Annotated in this window: 24 protein-coding genes; 6 read left to right on the top strand and 18 right to left on the bottom strand. The window is 68.1% G+C overall.

The features are described 5' to 3' along the window. Positions 1-41: 41 nt before the first annotated feature. From LKD76_RS23665 to LKD76_RS23690, 6 genes are all read right to left on the bottom strand, one after another. On the bottom strand, positions 42-722 hold the full coding sequence (locus LKD76_RS23665) for a DUF8020 domain-containing protein (RefSeq protein ID WP_227983605.1): 681 nt from the start codon (positions 720-722) through the stop codon (positions 42-44). A 257-nt stretch (positions 723-979) separates the two neighbouring features. Then, positions 980-2,161, bottom strand: coding sequence for a lipase family protein (locus LKD76_RS23670; protein ID WP_227983606.1), 1,182 nt, complete (start codon positions 2,159-2,161; stop codon positions 980-982). 116 nt (positions 2,162-2,277) lie between these two features. Next, positions 2,278-3,489, bottom strand: a complete 1,212-nt coding sequence (locus LKD76_RS23675) for an MFS transporter (RefSeq protein ID WP_227983607.1) — start codon at positions 3,487-3,489, stop codon at positions 2,278-2,280. A gap of 14 nt (positions 3,490-3,503) precedes the next feature. Next, positions 3,504-5,162, bottom strand: a complete 1,659-nt coding sequence (pgm, locus tag LKD76_RS23680) for a phosphoglucomutase (alpha-D-glucose-1,6-bisphosphate-dependent) (protein WP_227983608.1) — start codon at positions 5,160-5,162, stop codon at positions 3,504-3,506. Between the two features lie 88 nt (positions 5,163-5,250). Beyond that, positions 5,251-5,652, bottom strand: coding sequence for a DUF190 domain-containing protein (locus tag LKD76_RS23685; protein WP_227983609.1), 402 nt, complete (start codon positions 5,650-5,652; stop codon positions 5,251-5,253). Between the two features lie 687 nt (positions 5,653-6,339). Then, positions 6,340-7,854, bottom strand: a complete 1,515-nt coding sequence (locus LKD76_RS23690; protein WP_227983610.1) for an MFS transporter — start codon at positions 7,852-7,854, stop codon at positions 6,340-6,342. Positions 7,855-7,982: 128 nt separating this feature from the next. On the opposite strand from LKD76_RS23690, the gene LKD76_RS23695 reads away from it, so the two are divergent. Further along, the gene (locus tag LKD76_RS23695) at positions 7,983-8,657 is read left to right on the top strand and encodes a TetR/AcrR family transcriptional regulator (protein ID WP_227983611.1); all 675 of its coding nucleotides are present in this window, start codon (positions 7,983-7,985) and stop codon (positions 8,655-8,657) included. 152 nt (positions 8,658-8,809) lie between these two features. Next, the gene (locus LKD76_RS23700) at positions 8,810-10,108 is read left to right on the top strand and encodes a D-arabinono-1,4-lactone oxidase (protein ID WP_227983612.1); all 1,299 of its coding nucleotides are present in this window, start codon (positions 8,810-8,812) and stop codon (positions 10,106-10,108) included. A 36-nt stretch (positions 10,109-10,144) separates the two neighbouring features. On the opposite strand, the gene amaP is transcribed toward LKD76_RS23700, so the two are convergent. From amaP to LKD76_RS23750, 10 genes are all read right to left on the bottom strand, one after another. Next, on the bottom strand, positions 10,145-10,723 hold the full coding sequence (gene amaP, locus LKD76_RS23705) for an alkaline shock response membrane anchor protein AmaP (RefSeq protein ID WP_227983613.1): 579 nt from the start codon (positions 10,721-10,723) through the stop codon (positions 10,145-10,147). A 209-nt stretch (positions 10,724-10,932) separates the two neighbouring features. Then, positions 10,933-11,499 (bottom strand): DUF6286 domain-containing protein, encoded by a 567-nt coding sequence (locus LKD76_RS31950; protein WP_227983614.1) that lies wholly within the window; start codon positions 11,497-11,499, stop codon positions 10,933-10,935. Continuing rightward, entirely contained in the window at positions 11,496-11,852 is a 357-nt protein-coding gene (locus tag LKD76_RS23715; RefSeq protein WP_227983615.1) for an Asp23/Gls24 family envelope stress response protein, read from the bottom strand. The genes LKD76_RS31950 and LKD76_RS23715 overlap by 4 nt, the downstream gene beginning before the upstream one ends. After that, a complete protein-coding gene (locus tag LKD76_RS23720) occupies positions 11,849-12,037 on the bottom strand; it encodes a hypothetical protein (RefSeq protein WP_227983616.1) in 189 nt (62 codons plus the stop codon). Before LKD76_RS23720 ends, LKD76_RS23715 begins: the two co-directional genes overlap by 4 nt. A gap of 5 nt (positions 12,038-12,042) precedes the next feature. Continuing rightward, positions 12,043-12,543, bottom strand: coding sequence for an Asp23/Gls24 family envelope stress response protein (locus tag LKD76_RS23725; protein WP_227983617.1), 501 nt, complete (start codon positions 12,541-12,543; stop codon positions 12,043-12,045). A 50-nt stretch (positions 12,544-12,593) separates the two neighbouring features. Continuing rightward, the gene (locus tag LKD76_RS23730; RefSeq protein ID WP_227983618.1) at positions 12,594-12,959 is read right to left on the bottom strand and encodes a hypothetical protein; all 366 of its coding nucleotides are present in this window, start codon (positions 12,957-12,959) and stop codon (positions 12,594-12,596) included. Then, positions 12,956-13,342, bottom strand: coding sequence for an Asp23/Gls24 family envelope stress response protein (locus LKD76_RS23735; protein WP_227983619.1), 387 nt, complete (start codon positions 13,340-13,342; stop codon positions 12,956-12,958). The genes LKD76_RS23730 and LKD76_RS23735 overlap by 4 nt, the downstream gene beginning before the upstream one ends. After that, positions 13,339-13,908 (bottom strand): Asp23/Gls24 family envelope stress response protein, encoded by a 570-nt coding sequence (locus LKD76_RS23740; protein ID WP_227983620.1) that lies wholly within the window; start codon positions 13,906-13,908, stop codon positions 13,339-13,341. The genes LKD76_RS23735 and LKD76_RS23740 overlap by 4 nt, the downstream gene beginning before the upstream one ends. 5 nt (positions 13,909-13,913) lie before the next feature. Continuing rightward, a complete protein-coding gene (locus LKD76_RS23745) occupies positions 13,914-14,480 on the bottom strand; it encodes an RNA polymerase sigma factor (RefSeq protein WP_227983621.1) in 567 nt (188 codons plus the stop codon). A 121-nt stretch (positions 14,481-14,601) separates the two neighbouring features. After that, positions 14,602-15,423 (bottom strand): helix-turn-helix domain-containing protein, encoded by an 822-nt coding sequence (locus LKD76_RS23750; RefSeq protein WP_227983622.1) that lies wholly within the window; start codon positions 15,421-15,423, stop codon positions 14,602-14,604. A gap of 102 nt (positions 15,424-15,525) precedes the next feature. Between LKD76_RS23750 and LKD76_RS23755 the strand changes: the two genes are divergently transcribed. After that, positions 15,526-16,065, top strand: a complete 540-nt coding sequence (locus tag LKD76_RS23755; RefSeq protein ID WP_227983623.1) for a YceI family protein — start codon at positions 15,526-15,528, stop codon at positions 16,063-16,065. Positions 16,066-16,140: 75 nt separating this feature from the next. Here LKD76_RS23755 and LKD76_RS23760 read toward each other — a convergent pair whose 3' ends face one another. After that, positions 16,141-17,004 (bottom strand): LuxR C-terminal-related transcriptional regulator, encoded by an 864-nt coding sequence (locus LKD76_RS23760; RefSeq protein WP_227983624.1) that lies wholly within the window; start codon positions 17,002-17,004, stop codon positions 16,141-16,143. A 71-nt stretch (positions 17,005-17,075) separates the two neighbouring features. Between LKD76_RS23760 and LKD76_RS23765 the strand changes: the two genes are divergently transcribed. From LKD76_RS23765 to LKD76_RS23775, 3 genes are all read left to right on the top strand, one after another. Then, the gene (locus tag LKD76_RS23765) at positions 17,076-18,740 is read left to right on the top strand and encodes an AMP-binding protein (protein WP_227985374.1); all 1,665 of its coding nucleotides are present in this window, start codon (positions 17,076-17,078) and stop codon (positions 18,738-18,740) included. Next, on the top strand, positions 18,737-20,440 hold the full coding sequence (locus tag LKD76_RS23770; protein WP_227983625.1) for an AMP-binding protein: 1,704 nt from the start codon (positions 18,737-18,739) through the stop codon (positions 20,438-20,440). Before LKD76_RS23765 ends, LKD76_RS23770 begins: the two co-directional genes overlap by 4 nt. Positions 20,441-20,752: 312 nt before the next feature. Then, positions 20,753-20,944, top strand: coding sequence for a hypothetical protein (locus LKD76_RS23775; RefSeq protein WP_227983626.1), 192 nt, complete (start codon positions 20,753-20,755; stop codon positions 20,942-20,944). A 74-nt stretch (positions 20,945-21,018) separates the two neighbouring features. Here the strand turns inward: LKD76_RS23775 and LKD76_RS23780 are convergent, their stop codons facing one another. Then, complete coding sequence (locus tag LKD76_RS23780) at positions 21,019-22,026, bottom strand: AraC family transcriptional regulator ligand-binding domain-containing protein (RefSeq protein WP_227983627.1); 1,008 nt, start codon at positions 22,024-22,026, stop codon at positions 21,019-21,021. Positions 22,027-22,158 lie beyond the last annotated feature (132 nt).

The raw sequence follows: 22,158 nt of genomic DNA on the forward strand, positions 1-22,158 counted from the left end.
ACTCGCCGCGGCCGACTCGTGGCGAGTCCGGTTGCGGCGCATTACTTTCCGCTCGGCACCTTGGGCTCGAAGGGTTCGTTGATGGTCGCGAAGTACTGGACGACCGAGGCGATCGCCACCGGCGCGGTGACCAGCAGGGCGCCGGCGAAGGCGCCGATGCCGGCGCCGAGCGCGATGCCGGCCAGACAGCCCGCCAGGGGCCCGGCGCCGAACAGCGCGGCCAGCATTCCGGTCACCACCGTGCCGACCAGTGCCCCCGCGACACATCCGGCCACTCCGCCGACCGCGGTGCCCACGGCCGCACCGCCCGCGGCGGCGGTCGTGATCTGCAGTGCCGCACGGGAAAACGCGGCCTGTTCCCGTTCATAGCGGGTCCGCCAGGGCGCCTCGTCCTGGAACGGCAATGCCGTGGGGGTGAGAGTGGCGGTGCGGCCGTGGATGGCGGCGGCGACCGGGTAGTCGATGTCATCGATGCGGTAGGTCAGCGGAATCCCCGCCAGCACCCGGCCGGTGTCGGATCTGATCTCGAAGACGCCGCGCTCCACCGTCATACTGCCCGAATCGGTCGAGATCACCGCCGCCGTACCGGTATTCGTGGCCTGGTAGTTCACCGGAGCCTCGGACGGCGCCACGGGAGCCGGATCGGCCGCGGCGAAACCGGTTCCGGCGGTGGCGACTGCGGTGGCGAATGCGGCTACGGATACCCATTGTCGAACCCTCATCGGGTCTCCTCTCGAAGGTCACCGACGGACGGCCGGGATAGCGGATCCGGCCGCCGGTGATGCGCAACAAACATGCTTGTGCAACATGTCACAGGCCCGGCGGCCGGCGGCTGGTTCTCTCATTCAGCGGGATCATGGACTCTCACCTGGGTTTTCGATATCGCCGCACAGCTCCGACCGATTCGATCCCGCCTCGGAAGCGACCTCGCCCCCGGCAGCCGGGCCGGGGGCGAGGTGACAGCGGACACAGCACGGGATCAGTGCCCGCAGGTCACCGCCGGAGTGTGACCGGCGAACAGCCCGTCCACGAATTCCTGCGCGTCGCGCGACGACGCGGGCACGGCACCGCGATGGTCCTGGCCGTCGTAGATCCGGTAATCGATCCGAGTTCCCTTGTCGCACAGTGTTTTAACGAGCGAGTCGGTGCCGGCCTTCGATACCGCCGCATCGACGGTGCCCTGCGCGATCATCGTGGGGACCGCGGGCACGACACGGGAGGGATCCTGCTGGTTCAGATAGTCGGTCAGGGTCCGGACGTCCGCGCCGGCGGCGAACACCCGCGCCGGCGGCACCGGCGGCACCGCCCGGATCTGCGCCAGGCAGCCGTTACGACCAGCGGTCAGCAGCGGTGCCGCCTGCGGCGACAGCAGCCGGTCGGGATCGATGGCCGGATCGGCCGCCTGGGCACCGAGCACGATCACCGGCAGGAAGGCCTCGGCGAGCGCCGCACCGGGTTGATCGGTGCGCAGATAGTCGACCGTGCCGCTGAGTCCGACGCCGCCGGGTGCGATCGCCACCGCGCCCTTCAGTTCGAGTTCCGGAGCCCGCGCACCGCCGTTCTGGGCGGTGAACAGGGCGGCCTGACCGCCCTGGCTGTGCCCGGCCACCACCCACCGCTTACCGATCGACGGATCCAGATTGCGGGCCGCGCGCACGATATCGGTGACGGTGTTCGCCTCGCCGGCGCCGTTGATGTAGGGATGCCCGCCGGGCGTGCCGAGCCCCTCGTAATCGGTTTGCACGACGGCGTATCCCTTGGCCACCCAGGTGTCGAGAATCCGGCTGACCGGACCCAGGTAGTCGTGATCGGGGCCGTCGGCGGTGTCCGCGGACGGTGCGCAGATGTCGGCGTAGCCGGTGGTGCCGTGTGCCCAGCTCAGGACCGGCCAGCCGCCCTCGGGAGCCGGGGACTTCGGCACCGCCACGGTGCCCGACACCACGATGGGGCGGCCCCGCGCATCATCGGAGACATAGGTGATCAGCCGGGTTTCGGCCGCGCTGGGCAGTGCGGCGGCACTCGTCAGCGGGGTGGCGGTCAGCACCTGGCCCGGAGACAGATCGGCCTGGGCGGGGTGATCGGATTCGGACGTTCCGGAACAGGCGGCGGCGAGCAGTCCCACCGCGACGAGACCGGCGCCGATCCGAGCGGATTTCCGCATTCGACGAGCCAACACAGCGATTCTCCGATCGGTGGAGCCAATGAGACCGGCACAGGATAGGGCCGGTCGGGAGCCCGGAATCCGACCTTCCCACCAGGCAGGAGCGCCCCGGTCGATCAGGACACCGCCGGCGCGGGCAGATGCCGCCGCAGCGGTTCGCGCACCAGCGTCCACCCCGCCGCCGCGACCACCAGCAGCATGCCCGTCGCCGCGAGGGCGAATCCGTACGACACCCGCTGGGCCAGCCATCCGATCGCGATCGGCCCGAGAACGGTGCCGAGGTCGGCGGCCATCTGATACCCGGCCAGCACTGGCCCGCCACGCGCGTTGGGGCCGATGACATCGGCGACCGCCGCCTGCTGCGCCGGGGTGTACACACCCGATCCGACGCCGGCGACGACGGAGGCCGCCAGCAGCCACGCCGGATTCGGCGCCAGGCCCAGCGCGATGGTCCCGGTCGCGCACACCAGGGTGCCGGTGATCAGGAAGGGTTTGCGGCCCAGCCGATCCGACAGCCGTCCGGAGGCGAACAGCACCGCGGCATTACCCGCGGCGAAGACGGTCAGAGTCACTCCCGCGAGCCCCTGCGACTCGTGGAGCACCTCCACGACCAGCAGCGGGACCAGCGCCATTCGCACCCCGAAGACCGCCGCGCCGTTCGCGAAATTGGACCACAGGACCGCGCGGTACACCGGATTGGCCAGGGCCGCGCCGAAACTCGTCACCGGCACCGTCGCGGGGCCCGGCGGCTGCGCCAGGTGCGAACCACGCAGGCTCCACCACACGACCGCACTGGCCAGCAGCAGCGCCGCCGCGTAGATGGCGAACGGCACGCGCAGGCCCAAGCCGCTGAGCGCGCCACCGAGCAACGGCCCGGTCAGCGAACCGAGTAGAAAGCTGGTCGACCACAGGCCCGAGACGCGGCCGCGCTCGCGCACCGGGGACAGGCGGATCACCAGTCCCAGCGACGACACCGTGAACATGGTCGACCCGATTCCGCCCAGTGACCGCAGCAGGATCAACTGCCAGTAACTCTGGGCCAGGGCGCAGGCCCCGGTCGACAACGCCACGATCAGCAGACCGGTCAGATACAGCGGCTGCTCGCCGAACCGCTGCACCAGGCGACCGCTCACCGGCGCGAACAGCAGGCGCATGAGCGCGAAACTGCTGACGATCGCCGAGGCGGCCGCGACCCCCACTCCGAAACTGCGCGCGAATTGCGGCAAGGCCGGTGCGACCAAACCGAATCCGAGCGCGATGACGAAGGCCGCGCCTATCAGCACCCAGGTCTCGGCGGGCAGCCGGGACCGACGCGCATCGTCGTTCAACGCATTCCCGCGATTCAGTCCGCTATCGCGGACTCCTCGATGCCGAGCGCCCGGCCGACCACGTCCTCGGCCGCCGCCTGCACCTGTGCGAGGTGTTCGGGCCCTTCGAAGGATTCGGCGTAGATCTTGTACTTGTCCTCCGTACCCGACGGGCGGGCGGCGAACCACGCGTTCTCGGTGGTGACCTTGACACCGCCCAGGGCCGCGCCGTTGCCGCGGGCCCGAGTCTGCACCGACAGCACGGATTCGCCCGCGACCTCGGTGGCGGTGATGTCGTCTGGTGTCAGCGCGGCCAAGCGCCGCTTCTGCTCGGCGCTCGCCGTGGCATCGATCCGCGCGTATGCGGGGCTACCGTAGCGTTTTTCGAGCTCGGCGTAGCGAGCCGACGGACTCTGCCCGGTGACCGCGGTGATCTCGGCGGCCAGCAGAGCCAGCAGGATGCCGTCCTTGTCGGTGGTCCAGACGGTGCCGTCGTGTCGCAGGAAGGAGGCGCCGGCGCTCTCCTCACCGCCGAAGGCCAGTGACCCGCTGAACAATCCGGGGACGAACCATTTGAATCCGACCGGCACCTCGTGGGTCTGGCGTCCCAGCACTCCGACCACCCGATCGATCATCGAGGAGGTGACCGCCGTCTTGCCGATCTTGGTCAGCGCATCCCAGCCCATCCGGTTGGCGACCAGGTATTCGATCGCCACCGCGAGGAAGTGGTTCGGATTCATCAGTCCCGCATCGGGAGTGACGATGCCGTGCCGATCGGCGTCGGCGTCGTTACCGGTCGAGATGTCGTAATCGTCGCGGATCGCCACCAGCGAGGCCATCGCGTAACGCGAGGAGGGATCCATCCGGATCTTGCCGTCGCCGTCGAGCGTCATGAACCGCCAGGTCGGATCGACGAACGGATTCACCACCTCGAGTTCGAGGTCGTAGCGCTGGCCGATCTCCTCCCAGTAGTCGACGCTGGCACCGCCCATGGGATCTGCGCCCAGCCGGATCCCGGCGCCGCGAATCGCGTCCAGATTCAGGACATTCGGCAGATCGGCGATGTACTGGTCGAGGTAGTCGTAGCGCTGTACCCCGGTGGCCAGCGCATGCTGCAGGGTCGTGCGTTTGATCCCGGCCAGGCCGCCGCGCAGCAGTTCGTTGGCCCGTTCGGCGATCGCGTCGGTGGCGACCGTATCGGCGGGTCCACCGTGCGGCGGGTTGTATTTGAAACCGCCGTCGCGCGGCGGATTGTGCGACGGGGTCACCACGATGCCGTCGGCCTGGTGCCGGGTTCCGCCGCGGTTGTGGCGCAGCACGGCGTGGCTCAGCGCCGGTGTCGGGGTGTAGCGGCCACGGCTGTCGATAACGGCCGTCACATCGTTGGCCGCCAGAACCTCCAGCGCCGTGGTCCACGCCGGTTCGGACAGGGCGTGGGTATCACGCGCCAGATAGACCGGGCCGGTGATGCCGCGGGTGGCCCGGTACTCCACGATCGCCTGGGTGATCGCGAGGATATGAGCCTCGTTGAACGCGCAATCCAGACTGGACCCACGGTGTCCGGAGGTGCCGAAAACGACCTGCTGCCCGGGTACGGACGGGTCGGGGATGCGGCTGTAGTACGCCGTCACCAAGTGCGGCAGATCCTCGAGATCGCTGGCCCGCGCCGGTCGTCCGGCACGATCGTGGGCCATGCTCGGGCCTCCCTTCCTCATCGCCTGCGCCCGGCTGGTCATCACAATCACCGCGACACCGCCACCCCAGCGCCCGGCGACGGTCGCGTCATCGCAGACCGCCGTCGGACTGCCACACCTGCACCGCGGACAGGGTCACCGTGCCGGATTCGAAAAGTTCTGCATTGGCCACCACGAAATCGCGGAGCAGTTGCGAGTCGTCGACGATCATGACCATCACCGGCAGGTTCTCGGCCAGATCGAGCATACGGGTGGTGTGGATCCGGGACGTCACACCGTAGCCCTCCACACCGCGCCACACGCTGGCGCCGGCCAGACCGGCGTCGCGGGCGCGCCGCACGATCTCGTGATAGCGGGGACGATGCTTGTAGTGGTCGTCCTCACCGAGCAGCACCGTCAAACGGGCGGCGGACCGCCAGCGCGGATCGGGCTGCCACGCATCGGCTTCGGTGACGATCTGCATCGCGGTCTCGTCCGCTGCTTCGCTCATCGCCTGCCCCCTGTCGTCGTGCCGTACCAGTTGTCCGTTCTGCCGCGCCGCGCGAATTCACCACCGTCTGCCCGGACATCCGAGCGCCACACCCGATCCGTGCAGTCTAGAACGTCGTCCGGGCGGGCGGACCAGCGGCCGCTTATGCTACAGAGAGCTGACCAGACTATCGGATTCGCTTGCGACGAGCAAAAACTCGTGCGGTCAATCGTCGACGCCTCCGACGTCTCCCTCACCGCGGCACCGGATCGCGAACCCACCTGGTACACCTCCCTGCCGACCGAATGTGTGGAGCCATGCTAACTGTCAGCGATCGAAATGCGGTCGGCATCCGGCGTCCCGATCGCCCATTTCGGCCCGAAGTCGGCTCCGACCGGGGCGGGTGCGCGTCACGGATTGCGCTGGCCGGGCCGGGCCGCCACCTGCACTCACCGCGGATCCCCACCCACTGTCATGCGCCGAGGCGACCGGTGCGGACTCGTCACCCACTGCTAGCCAACCATTTGCCCACAGACCCCACCATGTCATCGCCCCTGCGGAGTCCGCCCTAGAGGCACCGTACGCGACATCGGGCGCGGTCGACGCCACCGGAGTCGATACGACCGTGCCCCGGACCGGCGGGTCCGGGGCACGTATGCCGTATTCAGCCGCTACGCAGGGCGATTCACCCTGCCGGCGGCACCGCTGTCAGTGCGCCAGCACCGGTTCGCCTTCGGCGGGGGCCGGTGCGGTGCTGGGCATCAGCACCGCCGCGGCGACCGCGCCGACCACGAAAATCGCTGCGGCCCACCAGAAACTGGTGGTGTAGCTCTTGATCAGCGATTCGGCGACCGCAAGCTGGGTGGGCTGCCGACCCGACAGGTAGTCCGCCGCGGCCGAGGAGGCGATGGTGCTCAGCAGTGCGGTGCCGATCGAGCCACCGACCTGCTGGCTGGTGTTGACCATGGCCGAGGCGACACCGGCGTCGTCGTGGTTCACACCGGCGGTCGATCCCTGGAACGCGGTCGACATCGCGCCACCGAGACCCAGCCCCAGCAGGATCAGGGCCGGCAGGATGTGGCTGGCGTAGCCGGTGTCGAGGCCGATCCGGGTCAGCCAGGCCATACCGGCCGCGGCCACCAGGAATCCGGCGGCGACGGTGATCTTCGGCCCGATCTTCGGCAGCAGCAGCGACGGCACCGTGGTCGAGGACGCGATCATGGCCGCGATCATCGGCAGGAAGGCCACACCGGTCATGATCGGCGAGTACTTCAGCGTCAGCTGCATGTAGTAGGTCAGGAACAGGAAGATCGCGAACATCCCGATACCCATGACGAAGACCGTCATATAGGAACCGGCCCGAGTGCGGTCCAGGACGATGCGCAGCGGCAGCAGCGGGTGTTCCACGCGGGTCTGCAGCCACGCGAACACGCCCAGCAGCACGACGCCGCCGATCAGGAAGGTCAGGGTCAGACCGTTGGTCCAGCCGTGCGATTCCGCGTGCGAGAAGCCGTAGACGATGCCGAACAGGGCGGCACTGACGGTGACCGTGCCCGGGATGTCGAGCTTGGGACGGTGTTCGGCGGTGTGCTTGGCCAGCAGCAGCACGGCACCGACCAGGGCGACGGCGGCGAAGATCAGGTTGACGTACATCACCCAGCGCCACGAGGCCCATTCGGTGAGCGCGCCACCGAGCAGCAGGCCCAGCGCGCCACCGGTACCCGCGACGGCACCGAAGATGCCGAAGGCCTTGGCCCGCTCCGAAGGTTCGGTGAAGGTCACAGTCAGCAGTGACAGCGCCGCGGGGGCGAGCAGTGCGCCGAAGACACCCTGGGCGACACGAGCCACCACCAGCATCTCGAATCCGTTGGCCGCGCCACCCACCGCGGAGGCGACGGCGAAGCCGATCAGGCCGATGATGAAGGTGGTGCGCCTGCCGAACAGGTCACTGAGCCGCCCGCCGAGCAGCAGCAGACTGCCGAACGCGAGCGCGTAGCCGGTGACCACCCACTGGCGGTCGCCGTTGGAGAAGCCCAGATCCAACTGGGCCTCGGGAAGCGCGATGTTCACCACGGTCGCGTCCAGCACGACCATCAATTGGGCGACGCCCAGTACGGCGAGCACCCACCAGCGCATGGCATGCGAGCCACGGCGGCCCGCGTCGGCCGAACGCCTCGACGGCTGGTTCGACCGCTGTGTGTCGAGATCGATCGCGGAAGTCATGGGTCCCCTAGTTCTGCGATGGATGAGTGGTGGATTAAGCGGAGGGCGAGCCTCCGTTTGAAAGGAAAGCTATCACGATAACGGAGAGAGCGCCTCCGGTTAATCCCGAAACTTGGTAATATCGGGGTGTGAATCACGCCACGGCCGCTCCCGCTCCCCGGCGCCTGCGCGCCGATGCCGCCCGCAACCACGCGCGGATCCTCAGAGCGGCCAGAGATCTGTTCGCCGAGCGCGGCCTCGAGGTCACACTCGACGATGTGGCCGAAGCGGCCGGCGTCGGCGTGGGCACGGTCTATCGGCGCTTCGCGAACAAACAGGAACTGATCGGCGAGGTCTTCGACCAGACCGTCACCGATATGGCCGAGGCCACCGAGGCCGCCTTCGCCGATCCCGATACCTGGCACGGGCTCACGCGGCTGTTCGAGTGGTCCTGCGAACACATGGCCAACAACCGGGGCTTCGGCGAAGTGATGCTCGAACTACCCGACGCGATGGAGCGCTTCGTCTCGGTGCGCGAACGGATCAAGCCGATGGTGACGCGATTGATCGACAAGGCCGTCACCGAGGGCGTGCTGCGCCCCGGCATCGCCGCCTCGGACTTCTTCGCGATGATCAACATGGTCGAGGGGATCGCGAGCTTCGCCAAACCGGTGAATCCCGAGGTCTGGCGGCGCTACATGGGGATAATCCTGGACGGCGTGCGCGGCGACGACATCCCTCGGCAGCCGCTGACGGTCCCGCCTCTGAACGACGCCGACGTAGACCACGCGAAGGAAGCGGTATTCGCGTGCCGCAGAAGGTAATTCGCCGATAGCCAACGCGCACCCGTCAACGCTACCGACCGAGCCGCCCGCGGCGTAAGCACCGCGCCACCATCGATACACGTGTGATCGGACACGTTCACACCACAACGAGGGCTGGCGCACAGTGCCGTGCGTCCTCTAAAGTTGGACGCATGACCAATTCGTGGGTGAATTGGGCCGGCGATCAACGGTGCGCGCCGGCCACCTTCGCCGCCCCGCGCACGCGCGACGACATCACCGACCTGCTCGCGCGTGCCGAGGCCGACGATCGGACCGTCCGGGTGGCGGGGGCCGGGCATTCGTTCACCGACACCGTGCTCACCGACGGCACACTGCTGCAACTCTCGCAGCTCGACCGGATCCTGCAGGTCGATCGCACCGCCGGAACGGCACGGGTGGAGGCCGGAGCCACCCTCAACGCGCTGAGCACCGCCCTGCACCCCCTCGGCCTGGCCTTTCCCAACCTCGGCGATATCGACGTGCAGTCCATCGCGGGCGCCACCGCCACCGGTACGCACGGCACCGGCGCGACCCTGCAGAACATCTCCGCTGCCCTGCGCTCGGTGGAGCTCATGCTCGCCGACGGCACCATCGTCGAACTCGACGAGACCAGCGACCCCGACGGGTGGCGCGCGGCGCGGGTGAATCTGGGCGCCCTCGGCATCGTCACGGCCGTCACCCTGCAGCTGGTGCCCTCGTTCGTCCTGGAGGGAATCGAACGCCCGGTTCCGGTCGACGAGGTACTCGCCGATCTCGACGAATTCGTCGACGGCAACGAACATTTCGAGTTCTACCTCTTCGCCCACAGCCCCCTGGCGATGACCAAGCGCAACAACCGGGTGGACCTTCCGGAACAGCCGCGCGCCAAGGCCGTCGACTGGTTCGCCGACATCCTCATGAGTAATCACGTCTTCGACGCGCTGTGCCGGCTCGCGCGGCGGCAGCCGAATCTGATCCCGTGGATTCACCGGGGCGCGGCCTACGCGGGCAGCTATCGCCGTCAGGTCGATCGCTCGTACCGAGTCTTCGCCTCCCCCAGGCTGATTCGGTTCACCGAGATGGAATACGCCATCCCACGCGAATACGCCGTGGACGCCATCCGCGAGATCCAGTCGATCGGGCGGCGATTCGATTCGCCCATGCCCACCGAGGTGCGCTTCGTCGCGCCCGACGACGCATTCCTGTCCCCGGCCGGCGGCCGCGACACCTGCTACATCGCCGTGCACCAATACCGCGGCATGGACTACGAACCGTACTTCCGCGCGTGCGAGGCGGTTTTCGATCGCTACCACGGTCGCCCGCACTGGGGCAAGCGGCACTTCCAGACCGCGGACACCCTGCGCGGACGCTACCCCGACTGGGATCGCTTCCAGGAAGTGCGTCGGCGGCTGGACCCCAAGGGCCGGTTCACCAACGCCTATGTCGAACGGGTACTCGGGCCGCCGGCCTGACGGCCTCGCACCGACCGTAAGTCATTGCCGGCGAGACTATTTCGCGCGCAGCGTGCGGCCACGATCGGCCAAGCGCAATTCCAGCGATACCGGCACGGCGTCGACCTGCAGGGCCCGCGCCAGTCTGCTCGCCGCGTCGTCGAGAATCCGGCCGCGCACGACGGTGAGGTCCGCATCGGGATCCGCGGTCACGACCAGATGCAGTTTCGGCGTCCGGGCCGGACCCGACACACTGGCCCGCGCGGAACGCACGCCGTCGTAGGACTCGACATCGGCCACGACCGCGGCGGCGACCGTACTCGAATCCAGCATCGTCTCACCGGCATTGCTGACGGTGCCGATATGCCAGCGCATCCGGCTCGGCAACCGGGCGAACTGCGCCGCCAGCCAGCGCAGCGCGGCCAGCGCGACGATCACCGCCGCCACCACCACCACCACGAACACCCACGAGGGCGGTTCGGCCGTACCCGGCACCAGCGGTGTATCGCGATCCACCCAGCTCAACTCGCCCGCGTAGGCCGCGATGGCGTACGCGCCGACGAGTATCGCCACCAACCCGAACACAGCCAGCAGCAGTCGATTCAATCGAGCCGGGCGATTGGCCGACCTACTCACGACACCTCCTGTGTCCTGCGGGACACCCGCACCCGGTCGGCATCGCGAGCAGCTGCGCACGTGTCACTCACGATGCCTCCTGTACCTTGCGGGACACCCGCACCCGGTCGGCATCGCGAGCAGCTGCGCAAGTGTCACTCACGATGCCTCCTGTACCTTGCGGGACACCCGCACCCGGTCGGCATCGCGAGCAGCTGCGCACGTGTCACTCACGATGCCTCCTCCTGCGATGGTGACGACGGTTCGGGCTGCTGTCTACTCGTCCGCAGCCGGACACTCACCGGCGGTGCGGATTGCGGGGCGATCCGGGACAGCCGATCGGAGACCGCGGCCTCGACGGTCTGCTCCAGATCCGCGTGGTCGGGATGCGCGGCGCGGCCCTGCACACGAATATGCTTGCGCGTCCGGCGAACCCGGGCAGCCTCCAGACCGGCGACCGAGGCAGCCGCATCATCGAGCGCGCCGTCGAGGCTGCGTCGCATGATCCCGGCATCCATCCCCTCGTCCGCCTCCAGTGCCACCACGACCCGGCGGCCGGGAATCACGGCCGCCACCAGCAACACCACACCGACCACCGCCACCCCGATGCCGACGCCCAGCACCCACGCGCTGTGCCAGGTGGTGTCGTGCAATCGGGTGGCGACGGTGTCGTACGGCACCAATTCGTCACTGTGAGCGAGGTTCTGGATCAGCGACACCGCCACCACGATCGCGACGCCCAGCAGCACGACCGCCACCACCACGGCGGGCACGATCCGGCGCGGCCGCCGATTCACCGCACGCTCCTCGCCGCGGCGACCGGATTCACCAACTCGGCCACCTCGATATCCACCCGGGGCACCACCAGTCCGGACAACTCGTGGGTCCGCCGCATCAGGTGCGCTCGGCACGCATCGGTGACCGAACCCACCGGCGTCGGATAGGCGACCGGCAATCGCACCCGCAGTACCGCGGAGTCGCCGGTGACCCGGGCCGACACCTCGGGCCCGTCGGCGACGCCGTCGACCTCACGGGCCGCGCGCGCGGCCAGCCTCCGCACCGTCCGCTCGGAAACCGTTGTGCGGCCACGATATTCGGCCGCAGCGAGAATCGACGACGAGACCGGAGCGGTCTCGGGTCCGGCACTCATTTGCGGCCCCGGTCCTGGGCGGATCGGAGCAGACCGGACAGATCGACATGGCCGTCGAGCCAGCGGCCGATCACCAGTCCCAGCGCGCCGAAGACCAGTACCACGGCGAATGCGCCGATCCCGCCGAAGGCCGCCGCGAAACCGAGGGACAGGCCGAAGATCAGGCAGATCGTGGTGGCGTTCATGATGCTCACTGCACCCGTTCACGGGTCGGCGGCTGATCCTCGTCCTCTTCGATGAACACATCGTTGACGTTGATGTTCACCTCGACCACCTCGAGCCCGGTCATCTGCTCGATAGCGGTGATCACATTGCGCCGCACGGCGCGGGCGAGTTCGGCGATGGAGACCCCGTATTCGACCACGATCTCCAGATCGACCGCGGTCTGCGTCTCCCCGACCTCGACCGACACGCCCTGCCCGACACTGGAGGAGGCGCCGGGGATGCGATCGCGGAAGGCGCCGAACGCGCGCGACGCGCCGCCGCCGAGGTTGTGGACGCCACGCACCTCCCGCGCGGCCAGACCCGCGATCTTCTGCACCACGGTATCGGCGATGGTGGTGCTGCCTTGATCGGATGCCAGAGCACTGATGGCCTTGGGCCGGCCCGGTTCCGGGGTGCCCGCCGTGGCGCCGGCGCCCTTCCCGGACGCAGCGGTGCCAGCGGCCTCACCGGTGGTTGTACTCGTCATGATTACCTCCGATTTCCCTTGCGCTACAGCGGATAAGTGGACCTTCGGTGTTATGACCCCGCCGACGGCGAATCGTCACGGGCGAGATCGGCGGTGGCGGCGTCGAGGGCGGCGGCGCCATCCAGAGCGGCGGCATCGAGGTCGGTGACCACGATCCGCAACCGCGCGGTGGCCCACCGGGTCGAGGCCAGCAGTTCGCGTACCGCGGCGCCGAGCCGGTCGAGCAGCGGCGGCAGGGGCAGCGCCGAGGCCGTCACCCGGATTTCCACGACGTCGGAATCGAGGTCGACGGCCGAACGGGGGCCCAGTCGCGGCACCCAGCCTGCGATATCCACGCCCGGCGGCACCGCGGGGCGCAGTCCCGCCACCGACTCGATCGCGGTGACGATGTCGTCGACCAGCTCGTCCTCGCTCACAGTCCTCCTGGTTCGATATCCAGAATCGCCACCGAGACCGCGTCGACGACCATTCCGGTCTGTGCGGTGACCGTCCGGACCACCGCCCGCTGCACCTGCCGCCCGACCTCACCGACGTGATATCCGCCGGTCACCGACAGGTCGACCTGTACCTTCAACCAGCCACCGCTGTGCCGGACGCGCACCCCCGCCGAGGGCGCGACGTCCTGACTGCTCCACAGCTGCCGCCCGGCCCGCGCCAGATGCCCGAGCAGTCCGAGCACACCGGGTTCGAGATGTGCGACGCCGGGGACCGACGCCGCGGCATGCGCCGCTACTGCCGCGATTACCTCATCCGAGGCGATATATTCAGCGGCTGCCGCGAATTCCGGGGCCGACGTCATCGATCCTCCTGGTAGATATCCACCACGGCGACATCCAGCCGTTCCACCGACAGTCCGACGCGCCCGGAGGCCGCGGCCCGGACCCGATCACGCACCAGCGGCACGACCTGTTCGACGGCGGTATCGCCGTGGCGCACCGCGACCGACAAAGACACCGCGACCAGCCGGTGTCCATCGGGGTCGGGCCCGAGATCGTCGATGCGGCACGCGCGAGCACGCACACCGGGCACGGTATCGGCGGCATAGCGCAGGACGGCCCCGATCGCCTGTTCACTGACCTCGATCGAGCCCGGATGTGGCGTGGACAGACTCACCATGCGTCCGCGCCGCACCTCGGCACGGACGGCCGACATGATCCGATCGACCATCGCCGGCGGGGGCGGATCCGGCTCGTCCGCGAGTTCGCGCGTAGCCGACCGCAGGACGAGCAGACTTTCCCGCGCGGCCGCGCAGTGCGGGCAACTCTCCTCGTGTTCGTCGGCCCGGCCCGCTTCGACGTCGTCGAGGCGTTCCCACACGTGTTCGACGCTGCGCCCGCAGGGCAGCTCATAGTCGCTGTCGGTCATCTCCTTCAGCGCCACGGCTGCATCACCTCCGCCAATTGCGCCCGGGCTCGGGCTATCCGGCCCCGAACCGCGGTGGTGTTGGTGCCGACGATATCGGCGATCTCCTCATAGGACTGCCCGTGCACCTCGCGAAGTAACCAGCACGCCCGCTGTTCGGGGGTGAGCCGCTGCAGTGCCATGGTCAGCGCGGCCATCTGGCTGTGGACCTGCGCCGCGTGTTCGGGCTGTGTCGTACGCTGCGGCGATTCGGTGGTATCGGGATCCACGTCGGCGTGCGCGGGACGCGCCCGCAGGACGTTGAGGCACCGATTGGTGGTCATCCGATACAACCAGCCGCCGAACGCCGCGTCGTCCTGCAACTGGGCGAGACGACGCCAGGCGGTGAGAAAGACCTCCTGGGTGACGTCCTCGGCCTCGGCCCGGTCGGCCAGCATCTTCGACGCCAGCCGGAACATCCGGCCCTGATATCGCAGTACCAGCTGCTCATAGGCCCGGATGTCACCGTCACGTGCCCGCCCGACCAGGGTGGCATCGTCCAACGCCGCCTCGGGGGCAGTCGCCGCCTCGGCCACACACACCTCCTCCGCTGCTCTGATCGATGGACACCGGCCGGCAGGATTGCTCACGTTGGATTATGCGTGATCGTCGTCTCCCCGAGGGCGGACACCGCGCAGTCGAACGCCGGGAGTGGGGCTACTCGTTGACCAGCCGCAACGTCGGAGTGTGCGCCGCGCGCCGGTCGACCAGCCACACCTGCACGCTCTGATCGATAGCCGGACTGAGGGTTTCGATCTCGACCTCGATATCGCCACGCTGCGGATGGGTGACCAGCAGCGCACCGGAGCGGAATTCCGTGACCCGGTGCTCGCGCCACCGGCGGGCGAATTCCGGGAACCGCTGCAGCGCGTCGACCAAGCCGGTCAGCCGCTCGTCGTCGGGCCATTGGCTGCGCGCCGAACGCAGCGCCGACACCATCATCGCGGCCGCCCGGGGCCAATCGTGCCACCGCTGCGGCGCCTGCGGATGGGCGAAGAAGTAGGTCGCGAGATTGCCCTCGCTCACCTCGTCGAACAGGCCCAGCGGTCCGGCGAAGTCCCGCCACGCCGCGTTCCAGGACAGAATGTCGAGCCATCGGCCGACGACGAACGCGGGAGTGGGCTGCATCGCGTCCAACACCGCCTGAACGGTCTCGGTGACCTGTTCGCGAGCCTGTCCCGAGGACGGGCATTCCCGGGCGTGTTCCATACCGATCGCGAGATTGCCGAAGTGGTGGCGTTCGACCTCGTTGAGCCGCAGTGCCTCCGCCAGCGCGCCGAGCACCGCCATCGAGGGGTTGGTGTCGCGGCCCTGCTCCAGACGGGCCAGATAGTCCACGCTCACCCCGGCCAGCGCGGCGACCTCTTCCCGCCGCAATCCGGGGGTGCGCCGCCGGCGCCCGGCCGGCAATCCCACTTCTTCGGGTTGCAACTGCGCGCGCCGGGCGATGAGAAATTCGGCGAATTCCGATCGTGCCACGTCACCATCCTCTACCGATCCGGGGCTCGTTATCCGCGCCCTGCCAGTCCCAGGATAACCGCGGTGTGGCTAAACGGACCACGGTCCGCAAATCTGGTGGACATGACCACTTCCGAACAGACCACCCTCGCCACCGGTTCCTGGGCCCTCGACGCCGCCCACTCCTCGGTCAACTTCACCGTACGTCACCTTGGTATTTCCAAGGTCCGCGGCCGATTCAACAACTTCGAGACCAGTTTCGTGGTGGACGCGACCGGCGCCGCCACCATCGAGGCCACCATTCATCTCGACTCGTTCGACACCGGCAACTCCCAGCGCGACGAGCACGTCCGCAGCGCCGAGCTGCTGAACGTGGCCGACCGCCCGACCCTGCACTTCAAGGCCGTCGAGCCGGTGCGGGTGGCCGAGGACTTCGAGGTCACCGGTGAGGTGACCCTCGGCGGTGTGACCAGGGAGATCACCCTCGAGGTCGAGTGGGGTGGTGTGCAGCAGTTCCAGGACGGCACCCGCCACGCCGGATTCAGCGCGACCGGCACCATCAAGCGCAGCGAATTCGACGTCGCCCCGGCGCTGCCGACCGCGATGCTCAGCGACAAGATCGCCATCGAGCTCGACATCCAGCTCGTCGAGCCGCAGAACTAGTACCGCGCGAACATGCCTGCCGGTCCGGTAGTCCGGGCCGGCAGTGGCATATCCGAGACGCCGGGTCCCCCCGGTTCAGGGCAGCAGACCCCATCGGCGCGCCCGGACCACCGCCTCGTGCCGGGTATGCGCCTCGAGTTTGGTCATGGCGCTGCGCAGATAGCTCTTGACCGTTTCCGGGCGTAGCGAAAGACGCTGCGCGGCTTCGCTGTTGGTACAGCCCAGCGCGACGTAGGAAAGCACATCCAGCTCCCGCGGCGACAGCGCGGGCGCCGGTTCGGCACTGTCGGCACCGGCCAGCAGGCGCACCAGGGTGTCCGATACCGCGCGCAGACGCCGCCGAGCCTCGGCATCGGTCACCGTCTGAGCGATGCCACGCACCTCCGCGTGCAGATCCCGAAGCTGTTCCGTGACAGCCACATCCGGCGTCGCGACCGCGGCCGGCCGGGGCTGGGTCGCGGCCCGCAGCCGCAACCGCCGATCGACCTCGTCACGCACCGCCAGTTCCACCGCCAGCCGCCGGCTCGACCGCAGCACCAGTTCCGCGGTCCGATCGCCGATGGGTCCGGCCTCGCGGCTGGCGACATACAGCACCGCCCGCGAATTCCCGTCCACCACGACCGGAACACCGACGACCGCCCGCAGCCCCTCGGTCGTGACCGGCCCGTCGTAGTGATGGGTGATGGTGAGCGCCGCGCGATAGTCGGCGACCGATGTCGGACGCCTGCTGGCGACCGCCGCCCCGCCGACTCCCGAGGTCGGCGACACGATCAGTCCGCGCATGGCCACGGTGCGGGTACCGAAGAACTCGCTGAGGATCAGCGCGCCGTCCCGGACCTCGCCGCCGAACACGACCGGCATCCCGGACAGGGACGCGACCTGCCGCAACTCGGCCCGCAACGCATCGGCGTCACGGGGGCGGAGCAGATCGGCGGACATCGGTCGATACCCCTTTCCGGGGGTGGTGCGAGGCAAAGTGTGACGTGAATCCTATATGTGTGAGCGCGAGTATGGGCCGGGTCCGGCCGACCAGTTATACGCATGGAGCATGGGATGCGCCGCTGCTGGGTGACACGATCGGAGCGAATCTCGATCGCACGGCGGCCCGGCACGGAGACCGGGACGCACTCGTCGACCGGGCGACCGGGGCGCGGTGGAACTATCGGCAGTTCGTCGCCGAGGTGGACGCGGTCGCACTGGGCCTGCTGGAGGCCGGAATCGAGAAGGGCGACCGGGTCGGCATCTGGTCACCCAATCGCGCCGAGTGGACCCTGGCGCAGTTCGCCACCGCGAAGATCGGCGCCGTCCTGGTCAATATCAACCCGGCCTATCGCAGCGAGGAAGTGCGTTACGTCCTGCAGCAGGCCGGTATTCGGATGCTGATCTCCGCCCGGGAGTTCAAGACCTCGAACTACGCCGAGATCATCGAGCGGGTGCGGCCCGAGTGCCCGGACCTGGAGCAGGTGATCCTGTTCGACGGTAATGAATGGGAGAATCTGATCGCCACGGGACGCGCCGCCGATCCCGAACGCCTAGCGGCCGCCGCGTCCCAGCTGTCGGCCGACGATCCGATCAACATCCAATACACCTCGGGCACCACGGGTTTTCCCAAGGGCGCCACGCTGTCGCATCACAACATCCTCAACAACGGCTACTTCGTCGGGGAGCTGTGCGGCTACACCGAGGCCGACCGGATCTGCATCCCGGTTCCCTTCTATCACTGCTTCGGCATGGTCATGGGAAATCTCGCGGCCACCAGTCACGGTGCGGCGATGATCATTCCGGCGCCGGCCTTCGATCCGCGCGCGACGCTGGCCGCGGTGGCCGAGGAGCGCTGCACGTCGCTCTACGGGGTGCCGACGATGTTCATCGCCGAATTGGCCGAACCGGATTTCGACTCCTACGACCTGTCCTCGTTGCGCACCGGAATCATGGCCGGCTCACCGTGTCCGGTGGAGGTGATGAAACAGGTCATCGAGCGCATGGGTATGGCCGAGGTATCGATCTGCTACGGCATGACCGAAACCTCCCCCGTCTCCACCCAGACGCGCCGCGACGACACCCTCACCCAGCGCACCGCCACCGTCGGCCGGGTGGGCCCGCACCTGGAGATCAAGATCGTCGACCCGGATACCGGAATGACCGTTCCGCGTGGCGAACCGGGCGAGCTGTGTACCCGCGGCTATTCGGTGATGCTGGGCTACTGGAACGATCCCGGTCGTACCGCCGAGGCGATCGACGCCGGACGCTGGATGCACACCGGCGATCTGGCCACCATGGACGACGAGGGCTATGTCGCGATCACCGGACGGATCAAGGATATGGTCATCCGCGGCGGGGAGAACATCTATCCCCGCGAGATCGAGGAATTCCTCTATACCCATCCCGACATCCTCGACGCACAGGTCGTCGGCATACCGGATCCGAAATACGGTGAGGAACTGGTGGTCTGGATCAGGATGCGCGAGGGAGCCGCGGCGCTGGACGCGCAGTCGCTGGCGCGGTTCTGCACCGGCCGGCTCGCCCATTTCAAGATTCCCCGTTACGTCCACATCGTCGACGAGTTCCCGATGACGGTGACCGGGAAGGTGCGCAAGGTCGATATCCGCTCGACCTCGGTACGCCTGTTCGGATTCCCGGACGAAGAGCAGCAGCAGACAGGAGTTCAGTCGTGACGTCCAACACCGAGTCGTACCGCGCGGCCCGCGACCAGCTGGTCGACCTGGCCACCGACTACGACGCCGCGGTACGCGACTTCCGGTGGCCCGAACTGTCCGGTGAATTCAATTGGGCCGTCGACTGGTTCGACGTCTTCGCCCGCGACAACGAACGCACCGCACTGTGGATCGTCGAGGAGGACGGTCGCGAGCAGCGGGTGAGTTTCGACGAGATGGCCCGGCGATCGGACCAGGTGGCGACCTGGCTGGCGGATCTCGGTGTGCGCAAGGGCGATCGGGTGATCCTCATGCTGGGCAATCAGGTCGAGCTGTGGGAATCGATGCTGGCCGTCGCCAAACTGGGCGCGGTGGTCATGCCGACCACCGGCGCACTCGGTCCGGCCGACCTGGTCGACCGGATCGATCGCGGCGCAGTGCGTTTCGTCATCACCAACACCGGCGACACCGCGAAGTTCGACGAGGTCCCCGGGGACTACGCCCGCATCGTGGTCGGCGACGGCGTCGCGGGCTGGCACAGCTACGCCGATGCCGCGGCGGTCACGTCGGCGGGCCCCTTCCCGACCGTGACGCAGGTGACCGACGAATTGCTCGTGTATTTCACCTCCGGCACCACCAGCAAGCCGAAGATGGTGCAGCACAACCAGATCAGCTATCCGGTCGGACACCTCAGCACCGTGTACTGGATCGGGGTGCGCCCCGGCGACACCCATCTGGCGATCAGCGCCCCGGGCTGGGCGAAACACGCGTGGAGCTGCTTCTTCGCACCCTGGATCGCGGAGGCCACGATCTTCGTCTACAACTACGGACGATTCGATGCCGAGGCCCTGCTCACCCAGCTGCGTCGCGCCGAGGTCAGCACCTTCTGCGCGCCACCGACGGTGTGGCGCATGCTGATTCAGGCCGACCTCGGTGAGCGCCCGCCGGCCCTGCGGGAAATCCTCGGCGCCGGCGAGCCACTCAACCCCGATGTGATCGCGCAGGTGCAGAATGCCTGGGGCCTGACCATCCGCGACGGTTTCGGGCAGACCGAGACCACCCTGCAGATCGCCAACACCCCGGGGCAGCCGGTCAAGGCGGGATCGATGGGGCGTCCGATGCCCGGGGTGCCCGTGGTTCTGGTCGACCCGGTCACCGGCGCCCCGGCCGACGAGGGCGAGATCTGCCTGGATCTGAGCGCGCACCCGGTCAATCTGATGACGGGTTATCTCCAAGACCCGCAACGCAATGCGCAGGTCATGGCGGGCGGTTACTACCACACCGGCGATGTGGCGGCGCGCGACGCGGACGGCTACATCACCTATATCGGCCGCACCGACGATGTATTCAAATCCTCGGACTACAAGGTCTCCCCCTTCGAATTGGAAAGTGTGCTCATCGAGCATCCGGCGGTGGTGGAGGCCGCGGTGGTCCCGCAGCCCGACGACACCCGGCTGTCGGTGCCGAAGGCGTATGTGACGCTGGCCGCCGGATGGCAACCCGACAGCGAAACCGCAAGGGCCATATTCGAATACGCGCGCGATCATCTCGCGCCGTACTTGCGGGTGCGTCGGATCGAGTTCACCGAACTGCCCAAGACCATCTCGGGCAAGATCCGCCGGGTCGAACTGCGGCAGCGCGAGGAGACCGCACATGCCGCCGGAACCGCCCTCGACGGTGAGTTCCGGTACGAGGATCTGCTCGTGCGCACGACAGGCTAGCGATCGCGATATTGCCGGTAAGTTGCTCGCCGCCGACTCCACCGCGGCGGCGAGCATCGGCGGTGGGGCACAACCCCTCTGCACAGATTGTTATGCGAGTGGCCCGCCCTAGTTCCGATGAATAGTTTGGCGAAAAGCCGCCTCGGGTACAGAGTTCTCGCGCGAGATCCCGCTGGCCGCCAAAATGTGAAAATGGCACATTTGCCCGGATGTGGCGCGTTCGGCGCTGGCCCGATTGTGACAGCGTGACAAGACTGACAAAGTACGCGCAGCGCGGACCGGATGTGTACCTACGACCGATCGGAGAGCACCGTGTTGTACACCTTCGAAACCGCCACCCAGTACGTCATCGCGGAACTGGAGGCGAAGGGCACGGCGAGCCGCGAAGACTTCGATGTGCCGGCCATCGTCGCCACCTCCCACGCCATCGCCGAAAGCTGGAACCTCGAGGCATTGGACAGGCATACGTTCTGGAGTATCGCGGCGAGCAATCTGCGGGCATAGTGTCGCGGGGGTGCTCGATCACCGACCCGGACGCGGGCTACCGAGCCCACGCCCAGGCCGGTGATCGAGTTGATTCACGCCTGGCAGTCGGCGGAGCCCGCGGCTCGCGTATGCGCCACCATCGACCAGCGCCGCGCCGCGCGCCGCATCGATCCGGCGTCGGCATAGCCGAGCAGCTCGGCCTGACGTTCTCTGCTCAGCGGGCCGGCCGCCGCCGCCCGGGCCAGCCGAGCCCGATCCAGCTCCTGACGCCAGGTGGTCCCGGCCTCGGCCAAGCGGCGCTGCAGGGTTCGCGGGCTGGTGGCGAGCCGGCGCGCCACCTGATCGAGCGACACCTCACCGTGCGCGAAGGCATCCGCCAGCGCGCTCGCCACCTGCTCCGGCCAGGCCGAAACCAAGGGCGGCGGTGGCGGCAAGGCCGCGGCCAGCGGCTGCAACACATCGGCGAGAACCGGATCGGCCGTGGTCAGCGGCAGATTCATATCGGAGGACCGGAACGTCATGCAGTCCACGCCGGCATCGAATTCCAGAATCGCGGAACCGAACACTTCGGCGAAGGCGCCGAGTCGCGGCGGTGCGGACTGGCGCAGCGAAACCCGCACCGGATCCAGTGGACCCGCCACCACCCGGCGGGCGCGGGTCAGCACCGCGACCAGGCCCCACATCTGCACCAGCTCACGACCTCGGCCCTCGCCCTCGATCATGTCCAGATACAGCGTGGTCTCGTCCTCGTTGTCCACCGCCAGTTCGAAGCGGTGGTTGGTGGTCACCGCGGTGACATAGGGCCCACACGTCGCCAGTCCGGCACCGACGGTGGGCGCACTGGCGAACAGATAGTCGTAGAGCCGGGTGGCGGCCAATTGATATCTGCTGGCCACATGTAAGGCCACATCGGGATCGTCGAGCCATTTCTCGCCGATCTCCCATAACCGGGCGAAGATCGGCGAGGGCACATGAACGCCTTCTCCAGCAAGCGTCCATTCGGGTAGTTCGCATTCGCGCAGCAGACGGTCACGATCGAGCCCGGCGTCCGACATCTGCGAGATCACGAAACGATGCAGCATAGTCTGGTCGGTAGCCATATCCCTCCTGCCTCATTCGCGTCCCCGAACACGTTGTGGGAAACGCTAATCACTTGGACCAACGTTTCGACTCATATTCACTCCGATTGTGGCGGTCGGCACGTCCGCGGAATAGATTGATCCTGGTCACCC

The organism is Nocardia spumae, assembly GCF_020733635.1.
Lineage (GTDB): Bacteria > Actinomycetota > Actinomycetes > Mycobacteriales > Mycobacteriaceae > Nocardia > Nocardia spumae.

What these genes read in the sequence shown, in the direction of transcription:
- pgm (WP_227983608.1), bottom strand. Translation starts at nt 5,162, where the DNA reads ATGGCCCACGATCGTGCCGGACGACCGGCGCGGGCCAGCGATCTCGAG.
- LKD76_RS23700 (WP_227983612.1), top strand. Translation starts at nt 8,810, where the DNA reads ATGACCAATTCGTGGGTGAATTGGGCCGGCGATCAACGGTGCGCGCCG.
- LKD76_RS23715 (WP_227983615.1), bottom strand. Translation starts at nt 11,852, where the DNA reads ATGAGTGCCGGACCCGAGACCGCTCCGGTCTCGTCGTCGATTCTCGCT.
- LKD76_RS23670 (WP_227983606.1), bottom strand. Translation starts at nt 2,161, where the DNA reads ATGCGGAAATCCGCTCGGATCGGCGCCGGTCTCGTCGCGGTGGGACTG.
- LKD76_RS23740 (WP_227983620.1), bottom strand. Translation starts at nt 13,908, where the DNA reads ATGACCGACAGCGACTATGAGCTGCCCTGCGGGCGCAGCGTCGAACAC.
- LKD76_RS23760 (WP_227983624.1), bottom strand. Translation starts at nt 17,004, where the DNA reads ATGTCCGCCGATCTGCTCCGCCCCCGTGACGCCGATGCGTTGCGGGCC.
- LKD76_RS23690 (WP_227983610.1), bottom strand. Translation starts at nt 7,854, where the DNA reads ATGACTTCCGCGATCGATCTCGACACACAGCGGTCGAACCAGCCGTCG.
- LKD76_RS23780 (WP_227983627.1), bottom strand. Translation starts at nt 22,026, where the DNA reads ATGGCTACCGACCAGACTATGCTGCATCGTTTCGTGATCTCGCAGATG.
- LKD76_RS23725 (WP_227983617.1), bottom strand. Translation starts at nt 12,543, where the DNA reads ATGACGAGTACAACCACCGGTGAGGCCGCTGGCACCGCTGCGTCCGGG.
- LKD76_RS23685 (WP_227983609.1), bottom strand. Translation starts at nt 5,652, where the DNA reads ATGAGCGAAGCAGCGGACGAGACCGCGATGCAGATCGTCACCGAAGCC.
- LKD76_RS23765 (WP_227985374.1), top strand. Translation starts at nt 17,076, where the DNA reads ATGGGCCGGGTCCGGCCGACCAGTTATACGCATGGAGCATGGGATGCG.
- LKD76_RS23755 (WP_227983623.1), top strand. Translation starts at nt 15,526, where the DNA reads ATGACCACTTCCGAACAGACCACCCTCGCCACCGGTTCCTGGGCCCTC.
- LKD76_RS23665 (WP_227983605.1), bottom strand. Translation starts at nt 722, where the DNA reads ATGAGGGTTCGACAATGGGTATCCGTAGCCGCATTCGCCACCGCAGTC.
- LKD76_RS23720 (WP_227983616.1), bottom strand. Translation starts at nt 12,037, where the DNA reads ATGAACGCCACCACGATCTGCCTGATCTTCGGCCTGTCCCTCGGTTTC.
- LKD76_RS23735 (WP_227983619.1), bottom strand. Translation starts at nt 13,342, where the DNA reads ATGACGTCGGCCCCGGAATTCGCGGCAGCCGCTGAATATATCGCCTCG.